Here is an 18754-nt window from a genome sequence, read left to right as displayed (position 1 = left end):
CGCAGAAAAATCAGGCTGCGTCGGCCGGGGTTCGAACTGCTATACGAGCAGTCGTCCGGAACTGGCCGGAAAGGAATTTAGGGGAGCAAACTCTCCCGTCCATAGTCTATTAAACTAGTCGTGTATGAAAGCGCTAAAATGGCTTCGCCGCAAGCCTCTGATTTCCGCTGAAGCGAAAATGCGGGTTAAGGCATTGATTGCGGGTGCTGTTTTTTAGCTCTCTTCGCCGGGATATTGCTTCGCCTTGAGCAGTGCGGCGAGATGGGTGACGTTTCGCGCCAGGGTCTCGATCATCGTGGTGACGTTCTCCGGCACCTGCTTCAGATCGGCGAAATTCGTTGATCCCATCGCCTCACCGACCCAATAGGCGACGGCATTAGCCGGCACCGTGAAACCGACATCGTTCAGCGCCTGATAGAGTTCGGCCGAGACATGGTGCGCGCCGTCTTCGTTTCCGACCACGGCAACCGCCGCCACCTTTCCATACGATACCATGCGACCCTCCGCGTCGGTTTCCGATAGGAACGCATCCATCCGCTCGAGGGCTCGTTTGCAGACGCTCGACGGTTGGCCCATCCATATCGGCGTCCCGACGAGCAGAATGTCGGCGGCGAGGATCTTTTCGCGGATGCCGGGCCAATCGTCCCCCTCGCCTTCGTCGGATGTGACGCCGGGCTTGATGTTGAAATCCGCCAGCCGGAGAACCTCGGTCGTGACATCGTATTTCGCCAACTCGTCGTCGATCAGCGCGGTCATTCGTTCGGTCGATGACTGCTCCTGGCTTTCCGCGGTTTTCAGGGTGGCGTTGAGGGCGAGTGCTTTGAGAGACATGCGGTGCTCCACGGACTCATATCGGTCCGTCACACGAACACGGCAAAGCATCGATTGTTCCGCGCGGAAACGGCGCGTGATCGCGCTCACGAGAAAATAACCAGTTGGTGAATTCTTTACTTGAACGGCCAGGTGGAATCGGCAAAAGTAAGCGCACTACCAATCCCATCATGGAATTGCCGTGTTTTCGGGTCAGCGTCCGAATGCACTTATCTATTTGGAATCATTACCGTGAGCAGCGATGCGTCCTTAAGCGCGACGAAGCATTCGGCTTCGCTCGCGAAAGCAACCGCGGCAGGCTGGGGCAAGGGCCTCTACACACTGGTCCGCATCACCGTCATGGCCTTCCGGCGTCCCTGGCAGGCAAGCCTGGCGATCGGCGCGACGCTTGTGGCGTCCACCTTTCAACTGATGATCCCGCGGCTACTCGGCCAGGCGGTCGACCACACCCAGGTCGCCCTGAGCGGAGGCACCGTCGGCCAGGCGGCGCAGGACGCGCTGCTGACGACGGCGCTGATGCTGCTTGGCGCCAGCGTGCTGCGCGGCCTCTTCACCATGGTGCAGAACTATTATTCCGAGAGCGTCGGCCACCATATGGGCTATTCGCTGCGGCTGGCCTGTTACGAAAAGATCCAGCGGCTGTCCTTCAGCTTCCACGACACCGTGCATTCGGGCGACCTCATCACCATCGGCCTGCTCGATCTCGAAGGCGTACGGATGTATTTCTCGACGGCGCTGGTGCGTGTCTTCCTGCTGTCGATGCTGATCGGCATCGGCGCCTATATGCTTATCACCACCGATCCGGTGCTCGGTCTCCTCGCCCTGAGCTTCGTTCCCTTCGTCGGCTGGCGTTCATCAGTCACGCAGCTGCGCCTGCGCGCCACTTGGCTGGAGCTCCAGGAGCGTCTTTCGGTGTTGACCCGCATCATGGAAGAAAACCTCGGCGGCATTCGCGTCGTCCGCGCCTTCGCGGCTCAGGACCATGAGATGGCGAAATTCCAAGCGGCATCCGAAAGTGCGATCGAACTCGCGCATCAGCGTGTCGGCATCCGCGTCGCCAATACCAGCGCCATGACCTTCTCGTTCTTCGTGTCGATGGGTCTCGTGCTCTGGGTCGGCGGCGGCAAGGTCATGGCCGGCGAAATCACCGTGGGCACGCTTGCCTCGTTCCTGACCTTCATGACCATCCTGCAGATGCCAGTGCGCCAGCTCGGCCTGATGGTCAACGCCTTTGCCCGGGCCTCGACCTGCGGCACGCGCCTCTTCAATCTTCTCGACCTCGAGATTGCCGTGCGCGATGCACCCGATGCCGCGGAGCTCAAGATCACCGAGGGAACGCTTCGCTTCGAGCATGTGGACTTCGCCTATCCGAGCTCGGAGATGCACCAGGTTCTCTACGATGTCAGCTTCGAGGCGAAGCGCGGCGAAACGATCGGCATTGTCGGCCCTCCAGGTAGCGGCAAGTCGACGATCGCGCATCTGATCCCGCGCTTCTATGACGCCACCGGTGGCCGCATCACCATAGACGGTCAGGATATCCGCAAGGCGACACTGCAATCGCTGCGCCGCTCCGTTGCCGTCGTGCAGCAGGATTCCTTCCTGTTCACAACGACGATCGAGAACAACATCGCCTATGGCGACCCATGGGCGAAGGAGCCGCGTATCGAGCGCGCCAGCGAAAGCGCGCAGCTGCACAACTACGTTCTCGGCCTGCCGACGGGATATGGCACCGTCGTCGGCGAGCGTGGCGTCTCGCTGTCGGGTGGCCAACGCCAGCGCCTGTCGATCGCTCGCGCCCTGATGCTGCGCCCCGCCGTGATGGTCTTCGACGACTCGACGGCCGCAATCGACGCGGCGACCGAACAGCGCATCCGCTCGGCGATGCGCAAATACGCCGCCGACCGGGTCACGATCATCGTCGCGCACCGGCTGAGCTCGCTGATGCATGCTGACCAGATCCTCTTCGTCGAGGACGGCCGCATCGTCGAGCGCGGCACGCATGCCGAACTGCTGGCTCTCGGTGGGCGCTACAAGGCGCTCTACGACCTGCAGGTACGGCCGGGAGATGAGGCGCTGAGTGCTTGAAGTCCCTTCTCCCCAGCGGGGAGAAGATGTCCGTCAGGACAGATGAGGGGGCGCGCGACATCGGAGCGAGCGCCTGAGCGGCAAGCGAAGGCGAGTTTGTGAGTGCGTCCCCCTCATCCGACCCTTCGGGCCACCTTCTCCCCGCTGGGGAGAAGGGAAAAGAACCAATATGCCGGCCATGGAACGAGAAATGGCCGCGGGAGGAATGGCATGGCCGAGGAAATGGAAACCGAGCGCCCTGATCCGCGCGAAGACGGCAGACGGCCGCCGCGGGCGGTGGTCGGTTCGCACCGAATCGAAGAAGAGATGTTCGGTACCGCCTTCGACGGCAACATCGTCAAGCGCATCTGGACCTTCGTCGATCCCTACAAGGACAAGATCATCTGGTCCGTCGTGGCGGTGCTGACCTTCACGGCCATGCAGCTGCTGATCCCGCTGATCATCCGCTACGCCATCGACCACGGCATGCGGCAGGGCGGCAGTTCCAACGCGCTCACCTGGTCGATCCTTGCCTTCCTCTGTGCCATCCTCGTCAATTATGCTGCCAGCTATGCGCAAGAGACGCTGGTGGGCGGGGTGGCCGAAAACGTGCTCTTCGATATGCGCAAGGCGATGTTCTCGCATCTGCAGCGCGTCTCGCTCTCCTTCATGGACAAGACCGAAGTGGGCCGCCTGATGTCGCGGCTGCAGGGCGACGTCAACTCGATGCAGGAGTTTCTCGAAACGTCGGTCCTGTCCGTCGGCGATATCTTCCTGCTCTTCGGCATCGTCTTCGTGATGCTGTATCTCGATTTCAAGCTCGGATTGCTGACGCTGTCGGCCCTGCCGGTGCTCTTCGTCGTCCGCCTCTTCTGGCTGCCGCTGGCGCGCAAGTCGTTCATGGCAGCACATGAAACGAACTCGGTGGCGAACGGCGCGCTGGCCGAGGCGATCCATGGCGTGCGCGCAGTCCAGAGCATGGACCGCCAGAGTGTGAATTTCACGCTCTATGACGACAAGGCCCATGCCAACCTTCTCACCCATCTAACGGCAGCGCGCTATGCGCAGGTGATGGTCCCGATCGTCGACAGCCTGACGGGCGTTGCTATGGCCCTCGTCATCGTCGTCGGCGGGGCACGTGTCCTGAACCAGGCGCTTGACGTCGGCGTGCTCGTCGCCTTCCTCTTTTATATCCAGCGCTTCTTCGACCCGATCCGTTCGCTGACGCTGCAATATTCGGTGATGCAGCGCGCCATGGCCTCCGGCCAGCGGCTGACAGAGGTGCTGGACGTTCCCGTCGACATCCAGGACGCCCCCGATGCCAAGGTGCTTTCGCGAGATATGGACGGCTCGGTCGAATTCCGCGACGTGGTCTTCGGCTACAACCCGAAGCATCCGGTGCTGAAGCATGTGAGTTTCCGCGTCAATCCGGGCGAAACGGTTGCGCTCGTCGGACCGACAGGCTCTGGCAAATCGAGCTGCATGTCGTTGATCCATCGCTTCTACGATGTGCAGCAGGGCCAGGTGCTCGTCGGCGGCAATGACGTGCGGGATCTGACGCAGGATTCACTCGGCGACCAGATCGCCATGGTTCTGCAGGAGCCTTTCCTCTTCACGGGCAGCGTCTTTGAAAACATTCGCTATCACAAGACAAATGCCACCCGCGAACAGGTGATCGAGGCGGCCAAGGCCGTCGGTGCGCATGATTTCATCATGCGGCTGGCAGAAGGCTATGACAGCATTCTCGGTGAGCGCGGCGGCAATCTCTCGCTCGGGCAAAGGCAGCTTCTGTCCTTCGCCCGCGCGCTCGTCGCCGATGCGAAGATCCTCGTTCTCGACGAGGCGACGGCCAATATCGACAGCTATACCGAAATGCTGATCCAGAAGGCCCTGGTGAAGCTGCTGGAAAACCGCACCGGTCTCGTCATCGCCCACCGTCTCGCGACGATCCGCGAAGCCGACCGCATCATCGTGCTGCAGAACGGCGAGCTGATTGAAAGCGGCAATCACAGTGAACTGATGAAGAACGGGAAGCTCTATTCCCGGCTCTATAATCTCAACTACGCGTCTTTCGACGATATTCCCGAAGACGTGCTCGAAGAGACGGCATCAGGCAGCTCGGCGACATAAAAGGCACGAAGCATGGCGTCGCCTGCCTCGTGCCCATCAGCACCATGGAGCTATCAGATATCCGCCCTGACGGCCTGCCGCTGGTTGCCGAGCTTTTCGATGCCGAGCTCGACGATATCGCCTGGTTTCAGATAGCGCGGCGGCTTCATGCCCATGCCGACGCCCGGCGGCGTACCGGTCGAGATGATGTCACCGGGATGCAGCGACATGAACTGGCTGAGATAGGAGACCAGATAGGCGGCGCCGAAGACCATGGTATTGCTGGAGCCGTTCTGCATGGTTTCACCGTTGACCTTCAGCCACATCTTCAGGCCTTGCGGATCAGGCACCTCGTCCTTGGTGACGAGCCAGGGACCGGTCGGGCCGAACGTGTCGCAGGACTTGCCCTTGGTCCACTGGCCAGAGCGCTCGATCTGGAAGGCGCGTTCGGAGACATCGTGGATCGTGCAGTAGCCGGCAACATAGTCGAGCGCATCGGCTTCGCTGACATATTTCGCCGTCTTGCCGATGACGATGCCGAGCTCGACTTCCCAATCGGTCTTCTCCGAGCCGCGCGGGATGACGAGATCATCATTGGGGCCGACAATCGCCGAGGTGGCCTTCATGAAGATGATCGGTTCGGGGGGAACCGTCGCACCGGTCTCGGCAGCGTGGTCGGAATAGTTGAGACCGATGCAGATGAACTTGCCGGTACCGGCAACGCAGGGGCCGAGCCGCGGTGTTCCCTCGACAACCGGCAGCGTGCTGGTGTCGAGCCGCGACAATTCGGCGAGACGATCGGGGTTCAGGGCCGCTCCGGCGAGATCGCCAAGCTGGCCGGAGAGATCGCGGATCTTGCCGCCGGCATCGAGAAGGCCGGGCTTTTCCTGGCCGGCTTCACCGTAACGAAGAAATTTCATGCGGATTCCATTCCTGTGTCGGTTCGAAGGTCAGATGGTCCAGCCGCCGTCGATGGCGTAGGCCTGACCTGAGGTATAGGCGGCGCCGGCGAGATAGACGGCGAGTTCGGCGATCTCTTCGGGTGAGCCCAGACGGCCCATCGGCTGGCGCGAGATGAAGGCGGCGCGCGCCGTCTCGTAATCGCCCTGCGCCTTCATGCGATCCTGCAGCGACGGGCTCTCGACCGTGCCGGGGCAGATGGCGTTGCAGCGGATGCCCTGCGCCACATAATCGGCAGCAACAGACTTCGTGAGACCGATGACGGCAGCCTTGGTGACGCCGTATGCGAAGCGGTTCGGCACGCCCTTGATGCTGGATGCAACGGAGGCCATGTTGATGATCGAGCCGTCCTTGCGCTCCAGCATGCCGGGCAGCACGGCGCGGATGGTGCGGATCATCGCCTTGACGTTGAGATCGAGGGCAAACTCCAGATCGGCGTCCTTCATCTCGAGGATTGAACCGGCATGGACGAAGCCGGCGCAATTGAAGAGCACGTCGATCTGGCCGATCTCTGAGACCAGCGCATTGACGGCGGCTTCGTCGAGAACGTTCAGCTTGTGGGTCGCAATCCCGGTTTCGGCAGTCAGCTGCGCCAGTGCATCGGTGTTGATGTCTGTGGCATGTACGATGGCACCAGCCTGCTGAAAGGCGATCGCCGAAGCGCGGCCAATCCCCTGCCCTGCGGCGGTGATCAGAACGGTCTTGCCGGTCAAATCCTGTGACATGATCTTATCCCTGTTTCTGTTGGCGCTCGACGAGCAGGATATGGTCTGCGGCCAGCACCACTTCATTGCGCTGGTTCAAAACCTCGCAGCGCTCGACGACGCGGCCCATATCCGGCCGCTTCGGATCGTCTTCCTTGGCTGAGATGGTCACCCGTGTACGGATCGTGTCTCCGATATGGACCGGGCGGACGAAGCGCAGCCGGTCGTAGCCGTAGGAAAAGGCGACGGGGTTGATGAGCGTCGCCGTTAGGCCGATACCGATCGAGAAGACCATCGTGCCATGGGCGATACGCTGGCCGCCCGGCAGCGTCTTGGCGAATTCGGCGTCCATGTGATGCGGAAAGAAATCGCCGGTATGCCCGGCATGGACGACGAAATCCGTCTCGGTAATCGTGCGGCCGATCGTCGTGCGCGACGCGTTCAGTGCGTAGTCTTCAAAATGGATGATCGGTTCCGACATCGGTCTATTCCTTCGGCAGCGGGCTGAGCGGGGTCGCCGGGCTGGCACTCGATTGATAGGCTGCTTCGACCAGCGCCATGGTCTGCCAGCCGTCCTCGACGGCGCCCACGAGCCTGTCGTCTTCGCCCGAAGCGAAGCGCTGGAGGTTCGCCATGCGGTTGGCGAAGGCATCGGGGAACCATGTGCCTTCGAGCGGCACGGAGACCCAGTCGCTGGCGCCCTCCGTCTTAATCCAGAGCTCGTCCGGCTCGCCGCGTGGATAGTCGAGATTGACTCCAAGCTTCAGGTAGGCGGCCCCGTTCGTCCCCGATATCCGGAACTCGCAAGCCTGGAAGCGGCGGCCGAAATCGTGGTCGTGGTTGATCGACAGGGCGCAGCGGATGCGATCGCCATAGTCGAGGATCGCAGCCGTGCGGGTCTGCGCCACGTCATGGTTCGGATGGCCGATGGTCTTGGCGTGAACGCCGAGCGGATTGCCGAGCAGATCCCTGACGACATCGAGATAGTGGATCGAATGCATGGCGATCTCGATGCGCGGCAGGCCTTTCAGGAATGGCCAGAGACCCCAGGGGGTCGCCAGCGCCAGCCAGGCGTCAAAATCGACGATCTCGCCGAGATGGCCCTTGGCGATCGCATCTTTCAGCGCCAGCATCATCGGCGCGAAGCGCAGCTGGAAATTGACTGCAGCCTTGATGCCGCGGGCGCGGCACAGCCTCAAAATTTCGGTCGCCTCATCGAGATTGCTGCCCATCGGCTTCTGCAGCAAAGCAAAGGAGCCCTCCGGTAGCTTCGACAGGATGGCAGCATGGGCCGCGGGCGGGGTGGCAAGATCGAAGATCGCACCTGCGGTTTGCAGAGCCTCGCTCTCGGAGGCAAAGGCTGTCGTGCCCCATTGCTCCGCCAGCGCGCTGGCCTTGGCGAGATCGGGATCAAAGATTCCGGCGACCGGGAAGCCAGCCTTCCTGTAGGCCGGCAGATGGGCGTCGCCGACGATGCTGCCGGCGCCGAAGATGACGATCGGACGCGGCTTGGCGGGCCGCGGCCAGAATTGCTGCAGACGAATGGGATCGAAGACCTCAGTCATGATGGAAGACCTCCTCCATCATCGCCCACCATTCGCCGGGCTTGCGGGTTTCCAGCGGCTGTTGCTGTGGCATGCAGACGGCCCACCATTCCTTGTTTTTCGGGTGATCGGCCATCTTCGCCATATCGGCCGCAAAGTCGCTGCCGGTATATTCCCAATAGCCGAAGAGCAGATTTTCCGGCTCTTTCAGGAAGATCGAATAGTTGCTGATGTTGCATTCCGAGATCAGCGCCAGGATCTCCGGCCAGACGGCGGCGTGCAGACGCTTGTACTCGGCGATCTTCTCGGGCTTCAGCCCGACAACCATTCCCATGCGCTGCATGGCCCGTCTCCTCAACCGCGAAACTCTCGGATGAATTCCTTGATCGATCGCTCCTCGATCGCCTGCCAATCCCAGCTGATGCCGAGGCCCGGTTCGGACGGGGCAATCGCCCGGCCGTCGCGGATTTCCATACCCTTGGTGGTCAACTGGTCGAGCTGCGGAATGTATTCGACATATTTGCCGTTCTGCACAGCGCAGACGAGGCTGACATGCAACTCCATCAGGAAATGCGGGCAAACCGGAATGTCGAAGGCTTCTGCCGCATGGGCGACCTTCAGCCAGGGCGTGATGCCGCCGATGCGGGCGACATCGACCTGGACGATCGAGCAGGCGCCCTTCTGCATATATTCGCGGAAATGACGGATCGAATAGATCGACTCGCCGACGGCAATCGGCGTGGTGGTCGAGCGCGACAGGCGGATATGGCCGTCGAGATCATCGGCGGGCAGCGGCTCCTCGATCCAGGCAAGATCGAGCTCCTTCAGCCGGGCGGCACGGCGGATCACTTCATCGACCATGAAGCCCTGATTGCAGTCGGTCATGATCTCGAAGCCATCGCCGACCGCAGTACGCACAGCCGACAGACGTGCATAATCCTCCGAGCCATGCGGCTTGCCGATCTTCACCTTGGAGCCGGAGAAGCCCTTCGACTTGGCGAGCAGCGCATCTTCGACCAGCGCCTCCTTCTCGATATGCAGCCAGCCGCCTTCGGTGGTGTAGAGGGGGCAGCTATCCTTGGCACCACCCGCCAGCTTCCAGAGCGGCAGGCCCTGCTTTTTCGCTCTGAGATCCCATAGCGCCGTATCGACGGCGGCAAGCGCCAGCGCAGTAATCGCGCCGATCGTCGTGGCATGGGTGGCGAACTCCATCTTGCGCCAGATCGCCTCAATGCAATCGGCATCCTCGGCGATCAGCAGCGGGACGAGATGATCCGACAGCAGCCGCATGATCGACGATCCGCCGGTGCCGATCGTGTAGCTGTACCCGATCCCCGTCGCGCCGTCGGAATCGGTGATCGTGACGATCGGCGTTTCTTGGCTGACGAAGCTCTGGATCGCGTCGGTGCGCTTGACCTTGGGAGCAAGGTCGACCATCCGGATGTCAATTTTCTCGATGCGCGCCATGTCTCTCTCCCCTCTCAGATCGCTAGCGTCTTGCCGGTGTCGGCGGCAAACAGATGCGCCTGTGACAGATCGAAGCTCATCCTGATCTGTTCGCCGGTTGCCAGCCCCCTCGGGTTCAGCATGCGCGCCACCCATTCGCGGCCGGCGAATTCGACGAAAACCAGCGTCTCGTTGCCGAGCGGCTCGGTGATGACAACGGGCAGGCTGATCTCATGAACCGCAGATGTGCTGTCCGAGACCAGGCCATGGCCGGTCGGGAAGAGATCGTCCGGGCGCAGACCGAAAGTGACCTTCTGCCCATGCGTGACGGCATTCCTGAATTTCGGCGGCAGCGGCAGGCGATCGCCATTGGCGAAGACGATGCTGTCGCCATCGACGGTGGCATCGAGGATATTCATCGGCGGCGAACCGATGAAGCCTGCGACGAAACGGGTGGCCGGGCGCTTGAACACTTCGTCGGGCGTTCCGACCTGCTCGATGTAACCATCGCGCATGATGACGATACGATCGGCAAGCGTCATTGCCTCGACCTGGTCGTGGGTGACGTAGATGACGGTCGCCTGAACCTTGGCATGCAGCTTCTTGATCTCGGTGCGCATCTGCGTGCGCAGCTTCGCGTCGAGGTTGGACAGCGGCTCGTCGAACAGGAAGACCTCGGGATTGCGCACGATGGCGCGACCCATGGCGACGCGCTGGCGCTGGCCGCCGGAAAGCTGCGCCGGGCGCCGGTCCATCAGCGCTTCGAGGCTGAGAATGGCGGCCGCCTCGTTGACGCGCTGGTCGATCTCGGGCTGCGGAACCTTGGCGATCTTCAGCGAGAAGCCCATGTTCTCGCGCACGCTCATATGCGGATAGAGCGCATAGGACTGGAAGACCATCGAGATGTTGCGGTCGCGCGGCGGCAGATCGTTGACGACGCGTCCGCCAATTTCGATATCGCCGCCGGAAATCGGCTCGAGGCCTGCGACCATGCGCAGGGTCGTGGACTTGCCGCAACCGGAGGGGCCGACGAGGGCGATGAATTCCTTGTCGGCAATATCGAGATCGATACCGTGGACGATTTCGAGCGAACCGTAGCGCTTGACGAGTTTTTTAAGAGAGACCTGAGCCATGGGAAATCAACCTTTGACCGCGCCGAATGTCAGGCCGGACACGAGATGCTTCTGAATGATGAAGGTGAGCGCCAGCGCCGGAACGATCATCACGACCGCAAGCGCACACATACCGCGCCAGTCGATGGTGAATTCCGCCGTATAATCGAGGAGCCCGACCGGGAGTGTCTTTGAATTGACGGACCGCGTCAGCTGAGACGCCAGCGCATATTCGTTCCAGCAGGTGAGGAAGGCGAAGATGCCTGCCGACGCAATGCCGGGACCGGCCAGCGGAAACTCGACCTTCCAGAACGCCTGCCAGCGCGTGCAGCCGTCGATCTGCGCGGCTTCCGCCAGATCCTTCGGCACCTGGCGGAAGAAGCCGTCGATCAACCAGATCGTGAAGGGCACGTTGAGCGCCACATAGGTCAGGATCAAGCCGAAATGCGTATCGATGATGCCGATGCGCGAATAGACGATGAACAGCGGCAGCGAAAGCGCGATACCGGGAACGGAGCGTGTCAGCATCAGGCCGAGGAAGGTTGTCGACTTGCCGGCAAACCGGAAGCGCGCGAAGGCATAGCCGCCGGACATGCCGATCACCAGCGCGATGACGGTCGAGGTGATCGAGATGATCAGTGAGTTGCGGAAGTAATCCCAGATCGGGATGCCGCCCTTGCCGATGCCGGAGAACATCGCTCTGTAGGCATCGAGCGACAATTCGTTGGGGATCCAGACCGGCGGCTTGGCCATGATCTCGACCGGCGGCCGCAGCGAGCTAAGAACGATCCAGAAGCCCGGCAGGCAGATGATCAGCATCGCCAGAAACAGGCCGACGAGATAGAAAACCTGGCCGATACGGCGGCGCAGACGTTGTTGAGCGTTGCGATCCATGATTACCACTCCGCGCCGATTTGGGTGCGGGCAAGCGCCAGCTTCCGGAAGAAATAGACGGTGAAGCCGATCGACAGGATGATCGAGACATAGGCCATGGCGTTGGCAAGGCCCATCTGCGCATCGGCATAGGCGGTGCGGCCGACCAGTGTCCAGAGCAGCTCCGTGCGCCGCGCCGGGCCGCCATCGGTCATGATCTTGACGATGTCATAGGCGCGCGCGACGTCGAGCGAGCGAATGGTCATGGCGATGAAGGCGAAGGGCATCAGGAATGGCCAGATGACATAGCGGAACGTCTGAAGCGGCGTGCAGCCATCGACGCGGGCAGCCTCGACCGGCTCCTGCGGCATGGCGAGCAGGCCCGAGAGGATCAGGATCGCGAAGACCGATGTCGATGACCAGACCTCGGCGACGACGATCGAAAACAGTGCCAGATTGCCGTCGATCAGCCACGGGATGGCATTGTCGGTCAGCCCGAGCGCCTGAAGCGAGTTGTTGATCAGCCCGACATTGTCGTTGAACATGAACTTGAACTGGAAGCCGACGAGCACGGGTGAGAACATCATCGGAAACATCATCAGCGTGCGCAGCACGCGCTGGCCCATCGTCGCCTTGTTGACGAGCAGCGCCAGGCCGAGGCCAAGCAGCATTTCCAGATTGAGCGCGATGGTCAGAAGCACAACGGTGCGGACGAAAGCGGCGAGGAAAACGGGATCGGTCAGAATGCGCACGTAATTGCGCAGGCCGACGAAGACATAGAGCGTCTGCGGCCGGGTCAGGCGGAATGGCGTGAAACTGGAATAAAGCGAAAGCAGCAAGGGAACCAGGACGACTGCGACCAGCACGACGATCGCCGGCAGAAGCAGAAGAATGGGTGTCGGAATTTTTTTCAACATCGAGTGACCTGTCCACACCTGATAGGGCGCCGGGACCGCAAGAGGGAGCGCGGGAAGCGCTCCGGTCTTCCAAAAATGAGGCCCCGCACCCGTTGCCGGATGCGGGACCTGTTATGACAGGATTAGAGGGCGCCAGCGTCCTTGAGGATGCCGGTTGCCTTTTCGGCAGCCGCGTCGAGCGCTTCCTTGGAGGTCTTGTCGCCGAGGATGGCGGACTGCAGCTCCGGATAGACCGCGTTGGAGATCTCGATCCATTCCGGCGTGCGCGGAACCGGGAAGGCATGCTTCATGGCTTCCTGGAAGGCGCCGAGGGCTTCCTTCTTGTAAGGATCGCTGGCAGCCTGCTGGATATCCCAGTCCCAGACAGCCTTGCGGGTCGGCAGCGTGCCGTTTGCCGCTTCGATCTTCTGCGAGTCCTCGTTTGTCAGGAACCAGACGAGCGAGGCCGCCGCATCCTTGTGTTCGCAGGCTTCGGTCACCGAGAAGCCGTGGTGACCGGACCAACCGGTCCGCTTGCCGGACGAACCGGCAGGCTGGACGATCACGCCGACATTGCCAGCAATCTTGGAGTTCTTCGGGTCGTTGAAATAGGCGGCCCAGCCCGGCCAGTCGAGATCGAGCGCCACGGTGCCGGACGCAAAGCCGGCGCCGAGGTCGTCCCAGAGATAGTTGGTGGTGCCGGCCGGAACGGCCTTCGCCTTGTACATGTTGACGAACCAGTCGAGCGCACGAATACCGGCTTCGGAGTTGAACGCAGGCTTGCCGTCCTTGTCGAGATATTCGCCGCCTTCGGCGACCAGCATTTCAAAGAAGCGTCCGTTGATCGCTTCTTCCTTGCCGGGGAACTGCGTGCCGAAGAAATTCGGCGGATTGGAGAAGAAGATCGCCTGATCCGAAACCTGCTTCCAGGTGTCCGGCGGCGTCAGATCGTAGCCGTACTTTTCCTTGAAAGCCTTCTTCTTGGCTTCGTCGGTGTAGAGGCTCTTCTGGTAATACAGCGCCGAAACGTCGAACTGGGCGCGCGGCAGCATCACCAGCTTGTCGTCGATCGTCGACGCTGAAATGGTGGAATCGACGAACTTGGCGATTTCTTCTGCCGGCAGAAGCGGCTTCAGATCGGTGTAGAGGCCTTCGTAGATCGGCGCGAAGGACGAGTGGTTGGAACCGACGCACCACTTGATATCGCCGGACGCGATATCGGACTTCATTTCCTTGTCGAGCTCGAAATAGTTCTTCTTCGAGAGCACGTTGACCTTGGCGCCGGTCGCCTTTTCCCATTCGGCGATGCGTCCATAGAGCGGCTCGTACTGCTGTCCGCCGATCAGCTTGGCATCGATCGTCACGCCTTCGAACTTGCCGGGCAGGTCCGCAGCATTGGCAGAGCATGCAAACAGCGAAATTCCAGCCGCGAGGCTGGCTAGCAATCTTTTCATATTCCTCTCCTCCACAACGGCGATCTTGATGAGTTCGCCGATTCTCCTCACATATGAGTTTTATGTTTATATACAAACGACAAGAAAGTTGCGGCGTCAAGCGGAACTTTCCCTTCTCGAATGGTTCATCTGCGTATATGCAACTATCATTCATGGGAGATCGCACATGGACATGGACGACGCAGACCGTTACCGCGCGCCCGCGCTCGACAAGGGTCTCGATATTCTGGAACTGCTCGCCAGCGTCGAGGACGGCCTGACGCAGGCCGAGATATCGAAGCGGCTCGATCGCAGCCCGAACGAATTCTACCGGATGCTCGACCGCCTGGTGCGCCGCGGCTACGTCACCAAGCTGGAGGGCGACCGCTTCGCGCTGACGCTCAAGCTATTCGGCCTGTCGCAGCTTCATGCACCGACAAGACGCCTGGCATCCTTCGCAACGCCGCTGATGCGCGATCTGGCACAGAAGACCCGCCAGGCCAATCATCTTGCCGTTTTCGACCGCGGCTATGCCGTGGTCATCGCCCAGCAGGAAGCCCCTGATTACTGGGGCATCTCGATCCGAGTCGGCTCGCATGTGAACCTTTTCGACACCGGCTCCGGCCATGTGCTTCTGGCCTTCCGCGATGCCGAGGAACGCGAACTGATGATCTCGGAGCACGTCCGCAGCAAGGACGATCCCCGCCTGACGCCTGACTTCTACGAAAGACTCGATCAGATCCGCGAGCGGGGATACGAGATGATGGCCAGCGCCCAGACCGCCGGCGTCTATAACCTTTCCGCGCCGATCATGGGTCCCGATGGCCGGGGCATCGCCGCCCTCACCTGCCCCTACATCGCGCTGGTCAACGCGCCGTCCGCGCCGGATATCACCCGAACGATCACCCATCTCCAGAAGACCGCCGAACAATTGTCGCTGCTGGTCGGATCGGACGTCAACGTCGCGCCCTGAGCGCGTTCCATTCATCGCAAAACGCGGAGGACGCTTTGCTTATCGATACCCATCTGCACCTGATCGACAGGTCGAAACTGACCTATCCCTGGCTCTCCGGCGTCCCGGCTCTGGACAGGGATTTCCTCTACAATACCTATGCGGTGGAAGCCCGCCGCTGCGGCATCGATGCAGCGCTGCACATGGAGGTGGATGTCGATGCCGGGGAAATGCAGCGCGAAACCGATGTAGTCAGGGATCTCTCGGACACCAGTGGCCAGCTGATCCACGGCGCCATCGCTGCCTGCCGTCCCGAGGACGAGGGCTTTGCCGGCTATCTCGAACGGCAGACGGCCGATCCCTTCGTCAAAGGCTTTCGCCGGGTGCTGCACGTCGTTCCCGACGAACTTTCAGAGTGTGCAGTGTTTCGCGAGAACATCAGGCGCATGTCCGGCTCGCGGCTTACATTCGATATCTGCGCTCTACCGCATCAGATGAACCGGGTTTTGGCGCTCATCGACCTCGCACCCGAGGTTCAGTTCGTCCTCGATCATTGCGGCGTGCCGGCGATCAGCAGCGGCGCCTTAGACGCATGGAAGGACGGCATTCGCGAGGTCGCCAAGCGGCCGAACGTCGTCTGCAAGGTATCGGGCGTCGTGGCCTATGCCGATGCAGAGACCTGGGATGTCGAGACCCTGAGGCCCTATATCGAGCAGGTGACGGCGAGCTTCGGCTGGGACCGCCTCGTCTGGGGCAGCGACTGGCCCGTCTGCACCCTCGGCGGCGGGCTTTCCACCTGGATTGCGACCACCCACGCGCTGTTTGCAGGCAGCAGCGAAGCAGAGCGGACGAAGGTCTTCTCCGGCAATGCGAAGCGGCTCTGGAATCTCTGATAACAGGTTCGCCCTGGCGCTCTCATCCTTGATGGATCAGAATGCCAGGGCTGCCCCTTAGAAGCTGACGGCAAACAGCCTGTTCAGATCGGCAACGATTGCCGCGGCACTTTCGCCACTCTTCAATCCGGCATTCAACCTGTCGGATCCCTGCTGCTGGAACGCCATGTAGCCATCGTGCCGCGGACGCACCCAGGCGCCTTCCAGCGTTGCGCGCGTGCCGCGATAGAAGTCCGCCGTTGCCAGATTGACCGCGCCGTCTTCCCATGCCGCCGCATGGCCCGGCTGCCCGCCGGCGCTCGCATAGAGTCCGCGCTGGACACCTGCGGCCGCAACCCAATAGGCAAAATCGACCGCCTCCTTGGGATTGCCTGAAAAGGCCGAGACGGCGATGCCCGTGCCGCCCAGCGCCGAGCCGACTGGCCCGAGGTCACCGGCAACGGGAATATCGGCAAACTTGATCAGCCGGCCGCGGAAACCCGGCATCGAATAGCTGACATAGCCGTAGATCAGCGGCACGCAGACGATCCTGCTATCGGCAGCCGCCATCTGCTCGAAGACCGCGATCGGATCCATCTCGAAACAGGCGGGGTCGATCAGCGCGGAGATTTCACGCATCATCTCGACGGTTTCAGCGCCGGCTTCAGGGTCGATCAACTGCCCAGCCTGTGTCCGGCACGGATGCCCGCGGTTGGCCGACAGGGTGTAGAAGGTCATCAGCGTGTGCGGCGGGCGAAGCGGCAGAAGCACGCGTCCGTCCTTCGCCAGCGCGATCACCTCCTGCCAGGTCGCAGCCGGTTGCGGCAGCTGGTCGGGCCGGAAGGCCTGGACCTGGGTCGCCGCATCGATCGGGAAGGCCCATTGATGTCCCTGCCAGAGATAGCTCGGATAGGAGGCGCCGACGCTGCCGTCTTCCAGCGCCTTGCGCTCTTCCTCGCGCCCGGAAACGTCGAGCGGCAGAAGGCATTTCTCATTGGTGATCTGACCGACATGCGGGTGATCGATGACGATGAGATCATAGGCGCGCGCCAGCTCTTCGACCGGATAGGTCTCGAAATCCTGCAGCGAGCGCTTCTCCCATTGAACAGCCACGCCCGTCTGCTCTTCGAAGAGCCGCGCGCAGGCCACCATCGGATCGTAGCCGCGCGGATGGCTCCAGGTCATGCCTTTCAAGGTCACCTTGCTCACAGGCCGAACTCCTCGCGAATGGCCGCGCTATGCTCGCCGATCCGGGGAGCAGCGCGCTGGAAGACCGGGCGGGCGCCATCGACGCGAAGCGGCGAACGGGTCGTCAGGATCGAGACGTCGTCCTCGCGCGTCACCGTCTGCAGCATGTCGAGCGACTTGAAACCGTCGCTGTCCATCAGCTCGTTCCAATTCAGAACCTTGGCGCACCAGATATCGGCCGGCTCGAGCACTGCCAGCCACTCGTCGATTGTCTTGGCCGCAATCCGCTTGGCGATCAGTTCCTTGATGCCATCACGCTGCAGGAACCAGCTGGACGGATCGTCGCGATAGGGATCGAGCTCGGGCATACCAAGGAGATCGGCGAGCTTCGGGATCGGCGTCATGGCGATCGCCAGATAACCGTCCGAGGCGGCATAGACACCATAGGGAGCGGCGAGATAGGCATGGGCGCTGCGGAAGTTGGACCGCTTCGGCAGCCGCTTGCCGTCGTTCAGATGCGTCGTCAGCACCTCGAACTGGAAATCGACAAGTGCCTCGAGCAGGCTGGTCTCGACGAGCGCACCCTTGCCGGTGATGCCGCGGCGCACCAGCGCTGCAAGAATGCCCTGGCAGGCAGCCGCTCCCGCCAGCATGTCGCCGATCGCCAATCCGAACGGCACGGGCCCCTGGTCCTCGTCGCCGTTCAGCCACATCACGCCGGAACGCGACTGGGCGAGCAGATCCTGGCCGGGACGCTTCACCCAGGGGCCTTCATCGCCATATCCGCTGATCGACGCATAGACGAGGCGCGGATTGATTTCCTTGACCGCATCGTAGTGAAGGCCGAGCCGTTCGATCACGCCGGGGCGGAAATTCTGGATCAGCACATCCGCCTTCAAGAGCAGGGCGCGCAGCGCCTTCAGGTCGCTCTCGTTCTTCAGGTCGATCGCCAGGCTCTCCTTGGCGCGGTTGATCGCGTGGAAGATCGTCGAGTCGCCGCCTATTTCGGTGTCGCTGAGATAGAGCCGGCGCGAAAGGTCGCCGCCGTCGGGCCGTTCAACCTTGATGACACGCGCGCCGAGATCCATCAGGCGCAGTGAACAATAGGGGCCGGAGAGGAACTGGCTCATGTCGACGACGACGAGGCCGTTTAAGGGAAGATCGCTGGATTGCGTCATTGCATCTTACTTTTCTGTCTTACCGGCGAAGTCGGCCGGGTTCTTGTACTTCACGGTTTGCAGATGCTCGCAGTAGAGCACCAATTCCCCTTCGCCCTTGAAGATCTCGTAGCTCGCGCGGATGAGGCCGAGCTCCTTGTAGCGCGGGCGTTTGTCGAGGTTCGTTCGGATCGTATAGATCGTATCGCCGATGAAAACCGGCTTGATGAAGCGCAGCTTGTCGTAGCCATAGGAAAAGGCGTTGACGCAGTTGGTGGCGACCAGGCCAAGCCCTGCCGAGAAGACGAAGGCGCCGGCAACGAGACGCCGCCCGAACACGCCGTCCTTTTCCGCAAACATCTGATCCTGCACATAGGGATGGATGTCGGTCACCAGCACATTGAAAAGGTGGCTGTCGCTCTCCCCGATCGTGCGGCGGAGCGAGCGGATTTTCTGGCCCTCGGGCCAATCCTCGTAGAACCAGTTCTCGGCATTCCATACCGGCAGATCGGCATGCGCTTGCGGCATGTCGGACGGATGGGTGGACGAAATCCCGACTGTTGGCGCCTGTGCCACGATCACGCCTCCTCCCGGCCATGAATTTTCTTATGTG

18 protein-coding genes are annotated in these 18754 nt (G+C 61.5%); 4 read left to right on the top strand and 14 right to left on the bottom strand.

Translation table 11 applies throughout. From position 1 onward, the window contains the following. Nucleotides 1–213: 213 nt before the first annotated feature. Complete coding sequence (locus AC1DJO_RS20925) at nucleotides 214–831, bottom strand: flavodoxin family protein (RefSeq protein ID WP_112386630.1); 618 nt, start codon at nucleotides 829–831, stop codon at nucleotides 214–216. Nucleotides 832–951: 120 nt separating this feature from the next. Between AC1DJO_RS20925 and AC1DJO_RS20920 the strand changes: the two genes are divergently transcribed. Together AC1DJO_RS20920 and AC1DJO_RS20915 are read left to right on the top strand one after the other, a co-directional pair. After that, nucleotides 952–2916, top strand: a complete 1965-nt coding sequence (locus AC1DJO_RS20920) for an ABC transporter ATP-binding protein (RefSeq protein WP_310290188.1) — start codon at nucleotides 952–954, stop codon at nucleotides 2914–2916. A gap of 210 nt (nucleotides 2917–3126) precedes the next feature. Next, complete coding sequence (locus tag AC1DJO_RS20915) at nucleotides 3127–5025, top strand: ABC transporter ATP-binding protein (protein ID WP_112538736.1); 1899 nt, start codon at nucleotides 3127–3129, stop codon at nucleotides 5023–5025. Between the two features lie 53 nt (nucleotides 5026–5078). On the opposite strand, the gene AC1DJO_RS20910 is transcribed toward AC1DJO_RS20915, so the two are convergent. The 10 genes from AC1DJO_RS20910 to AC1DJO_RS20865 all read right to left on the bottom strand — a co-directional run bounded on the left by AC1DJO_RS20910 (nucleotide 5079) and on the right by AC1DJO_RS20865 (nucleotide 13993). Continuing rightward, complete coding sequence (locus AC1DJO_RS20910; protein WP_112388950.1) at nucleotides 5079–5924, bottom strand: fumarylacetoacetate hydrolase family protein; 846 nt, start codon at nucleotides 5922–5924, stop codon at nucleotides 5079–5081. A gap of 30 nt (nucleotides 5925–5954) precedes the next feature. Then, nucleotides 5955–6689, bottom strand: a complete 735-nt coding sequence (locus tag AC1DJO_RS20905; protein ID WP_477972808.1) for an SDR family oxidoreductase — start codon at nucleotides 6687–6689, stop codon at nucleotides 5955–5957. 4 nt (nucleotides 6690–6693) lie between these two features. After that, on the bottom strand, nucleotides 6694–7149 hold the full coding sequence (locus AC1DJO_RS20900; protein ID WP_477972806.1) for a MaoC/PaaZ C-terminal domain-containing protein: 456 nt from the start codon (nucleotides 7147–7149) through the stop codon (nucleotides 6694–6696). 4 nt (nucleotides 7150–7153) lie between these two features. Further along, nucleotides 7154–8233, bottom strand: coding sequence for a Gfo/Idh/MocA family protein (locus tag AC1DJO_RS20895; RefSeq protein WP_112388947.1), 1080 nt, complete (start codon nucleotides 8231–8233; stop codon nucleotides 7154–7156). Continuing rightward, the gene (locus AC1DJO_RS20890; protein WP_112388946.1) at nucleotides 8226–8555 is read right to left on the bottom strand and encodes an L-rhamnose mutarotase; all 330 of its coding nucleotides are present in this window, start codon (nucleotides 8553–8555) and stop codon (nucleotides 8226–8228) included. The genes AC1DJO_RS20895 and AC1DJO_RS20890 overlap by 8 nt, the downstream gene beginning before the upstream one ends. Nucleotides 8556–8566: 11 nt before the next feature. Next, entirely contained in the window at nucleotides 8567–9679 is a 1113-nt protein-coding gene (locus AC1DJO_RS20885; protein ID WP_112388945.1) for a mandelate racemase/muconate lactonizing enzyme family protein, read from the bottom strand. Nucleotides 9680–9693: 14 nt separating this feature from the next. Next, nucleotides 9694–10791: a sn-glycerol-3-phosphate ABC transporter ATP-binding protein UgpC gene (locus tag AC1DJO_RS20880; RefSeq protein ID WP_112388944.1), complete on the bottom strand. Its 1098-nt coding sequence runs from the start codon at nucleotides 10789–10791 to the stop codon at nucleotides 9694–9696. Nucleotides 10792–10797: 6 nt separating this feature from the next. Continuing rightward, entirely contained in the window at nucleotides 10798–11664 is an 867-nt protein-coding gene (locus tag AC1DJO_RS20875; protein ID WP_112388943.1) for a carbohydrate ABC transporter permease, read from the bottom strand. A gap of 2 nt (nucleotides 11665–11666) precedes the next feature. Further along, the gene (locus AC1DJO_RS20870; RefSeq protein WP_112388942.1) at nucleotides 11667–12560 is read right to left on the bottom strand and encodes a carbohydrate ABC transporter permease; all 894 of its coding nucleotides are present in this window, start codon (nucleotides 12558–12560) and stop codon (nucleotides 11667–11669) included. A gap of 122 nt (nucleotides 12561–12682) precedes the next feature. After that, nucleotides 12683–13993, bottom strand: a complete 1311-nt coding sequence (locus AC1DJO_RS20865) for an extracellular solute-binding protein (RefSeq protein WP_112444361.1) — start codon at nucleotides 13991–13993, stop codon at nucleotides 12683–12685. Nucleotides 13994–14159: 166 nt separating this feature from the next. Between AC1DJO_RS20865 and AC1DJO_RS20860 the strand changes: the two genes are divergently transcribed. Further along, the gene (locus AC1DJO_RS20860) at nucleotides 14160–14945 is read left to right on the top strand and encodes an IclR family transcriptional regulator (RefSeq protein ID WP_112388940.1); all 786 of its coding nucleotides are present in this window, start codon (nucleotides 14160–14162) and stop codon (nucleotides 14943–14945) included. 35 nt (nucleotides 14946–14980) lie between these two features. Next, nucleotides 14981–15817, top strand: a complete 837-nt coding sequence (locus AC1DJO_RS20855) for an amidohydrolase family protein (protein WP_112388939.1) — start codon at nucleotides 14981–14983, stop codon at nucleotides 15815–15817. Between the two features lie 57 nt (nucleotides 15818–15874). Here the strand turns inward: AC1DJO_RS20855 and AC1DJO_RS20850 are convergent, their stop codons facing one another. Genes AC1DJO_RS20850 through AC1DJO_RS20840 form a run of 3 tightly spaced genes read right to left on the bottom strand, consistent with a single transcriptional unit; the run spans nucleotide 15875 to nucleotide 18669 of the window. Continuing rightward, a complete protein-coding gene (locus AC1DJO_RS20850; RefSeq protein WP_112389064.1) occupies nucleotides 15875–16981 on the bottom strand; it encodes an extracellular solute-binding protein in 1107 nt (368 codons plus the stop codon). A gap of 20 nt (nucleotides 16982–17001) precedes the next feature. Next, nucleotides 17002–18162: a CaiB/BaiF CoA transferase family protein gene (locus tag AC1DJO_RS20845; RefSeq protein ID WP_112388938.1), complete on the bottom strand. Its 1161-nt coding sequence runs from the start codon at nucleotides 18160–18162 to the stop codon at nucleotides 17002–17004. 6 nt (nucleotides 18163–18168) lie between these two features. Beyond that, nucleotides 18169–18669, bottom strand: a complete 501-nt coding sequence (locus AC1DJO_RS20840) for a MaoC family dehydratase (RefSeq protein WP_112389063.1) — start codon at nucleotides 18667–18669, stop codon at nucleotides 18169–18171. Between the last annotated feature and the right edge of the window lie 85 nt (nucleotides 18670–18754).

This window comes from Rhizobium sp. 05N430, from assembly GCF_056396985.1.
The sequence above is the reverse complement of the archived record's forward strand: the minus strand, read 5'-3'. Positions and strand labels throughout refer to the sequence as shown.